This is a genomic window from Sandarakinorhabdus sp., assembly GCF_031422795.1.
Classification (GTDB): domain Bacteria; phylum Pseudomonadota; class Alphaproteobacteria; order Sphingomonadales; family Sphingomonadaceae; genus Sandarakinorhabdus.
Window position 1 is genome coordinate 1 of the sequence record NZ_JANPML010000198.1, and the last position, 2,258, is coordinate 2,258.

Genomic DNA, 2,258 nt, shown 5'->3' on the forward strand with positions numbered 1-2,258 from the left:
CATCACGGCACTGGCCCCGGCGGCGAGCGCCTTGGCCACATCACCGCTGGTGCGCAGGCCGCCATCGGCGATCACCGGAATGCCGCGTTTCCAGGCGGCTTCGGCGGTATCCATGACAGCGGTCAGCTGCGGCACGCCCACACCGGCGACCACGCGGGTGGTGCAGATCGAACCTGGGCCAATGCCCACCTTGATGCCATCAGCACCGGCATCGATCAGCGCCATGGCAGCAGCCGCGGTCGCCACGTTGCCGGCGATCACTTGCGCCGAATTGCTGTGCTTCTTGATGCGCGCCACGGCTTCGGCCACGCGGTCGCTGTGGCCGTGCGCGGTATCGACGATGATCAGATCGCACTCGGCATCAAGCAGCGCCTCGGTGCGTTCAAAGCCCGTATCACCCACGGTGGTGGCGGCGGCAACGCGCAGGCGGCCGGCTTCATCCTTGGTGGCGTTGGGATGGTTCACCGCGCGCACGATGTCCTTCATGGTGATCAGGCCGATGCAATGGCCATCATCATCCACCACGATCAGTTTCTCGATGCGGCGATTGTGCAGCAGGCGGCGGCATTCGGATTCGGTGACGCCGGGGCGCACGGTGACGAGATTTTCCTTCGTCATCAGCTCGGAAATCGGCTGCCCATCATTTTCGGCAAAGCGCAGATCGCGGTTGGTGACGATGCCAACAAGCCTACCGGGTGCGCCGCCAGGCCCCACCTTTTCCACCACGGGAAAACCGGAAATGCCGTGGCTGGCCATCAGCGCGCGGGCGTCGGCCAGCGTCTGATCCGGGGTCAGCGTGATCGGGTTGACCACCATGCCGCTTTCAAAGCGCTTTACCTGGCGCACGGCCAGCGCCTGTTCTTCCACGGTGAGGTTGCGGTGCAACACGCCGATGCCGCCCAATTGCGCCATGGTGATCGCCATATCGGCTTCGGTCACCGTGTCCATCGCCGCCGAAAGCACCGGGATGTTGAGCCTGATGCCCTTGGTCACCCGCGTGGATGTATCGGCCATGCTGGGCAATACGGCAGACGCGGCCGGTACCAGCAACACGTCATCAAAGGTCAGGCCCAGGCGAGGCTCCCCCCGAAACTTTCCAGAACTCCGGGATGACATGTTGGGCGACTCCTCTGGCAGCGACGGTGGGCCTCCATAGGGGTGAAGGGCGCATATGAAAAGAGCGCGCCGTGTCGCCACGGCGCGCTCCGATCATGTGTCGCGTCGAAAGCGGCTCAAAGGCTGCCGACAACGCCATAGAATTGGGCGATCTGCTGGCGCGGACCGGCCTTCACGGCAGCAAAGGCCGCCTTGGCGCCCGGCTTGTCGCCCAGCTTCAGCAGGGCCGCACCAAGGCGCAGATTGACCGTATCCTGATCAACCAGCGCATTGCCCACCAGGCCCTTGTAGAAGCCAACGGCCTTTTCATGCTGGCCCAGATTGGCCAGCGTATCGGCCACCACCAGCCCGATGCGCGGGCTGGTCTTGCCTTCCTTTTCAAGGCCGGGCAGCGACGCCTTGGTCTCGTTGATCTTCGATGCGGAAAGCTTGATCAGCTCGGCGATGTTGATCTTGGTCGGATCGATCAGCTTCTTGGCGACCGCTTCCTTCAGCACCATGTCGGCTTCGTTGGGCATGCCGCGTTCGATGGCCGCATCGGCATATTCCAGATAATTGTTGCCCGTGCTCATGGCGCCGGCGGCATGCATCAGGCGGCCCCAATCCAGCAGCAAATTATTGTCCATGTTGCCGCTGCGCTGCTTCACCAACTCGATCGACAGATTATAGCTCTTGGGTTCAGGGAAAGCCCGCACCCAGCTGAGCAGCGCCGGCATGATCTGCGCGTCCATCTTGCCGTCGATCACCGATTGGGCGCGGAATTCATACCAGCTGCGATCGCCCTTCTGGCCGGCAGCTTCGCGCAGATCGATGGCCTTGCCCAGCAATTCCACAACGCGCGGCTTGCTGTTCAGCGCGGCATTCACGCTGGCGGCCTGCACCAGCATGTCCACATCGTCAGGCTTCTGGGCCAGGTAGAATTCATACCATTTCCAGGCCTTCTGATAGTCCTTGCGGTTCGACGACAGGCCGGCAACGAACTTGGAGAAGGTCAATTTTTCCTCCAGCGTGATCGACGGCGCTTCCACCGCTTCGGTCAGCGCTTCTTCCAGCTTGGCATTGTCCTTCAGGTTCTGAGCCGAAAACAGCTTCAGCTTGGCCATGATAAGCGCGTCGTCAGCATCGGCGCGCGGCACCGTGGC

Annotated in this window: 2 protein-coding genes; both read right to left on the bottom strand. The window is 62.6% G+C overall.

What is annotated here, in order from left to right:
• Positions 1 to 1,116, bottom strand: a 1,116-nt coding sequence (locus RMO81_RS07570; protein WP_310475212.1) for an IMP dehydrogenase, incomplete at its 3' end; no start/stop codon positions are given.
• Positions 1,117 to 1,232: 116 nt separating this feature from the next.
• The coding region (locus RMO81_RS07575; RefSeq protein WP_310475213.1) for a hypothetical protein at positions 1,233 to 2,258 on the bottom strand (1,026 nt) is incomplete at its 5' end.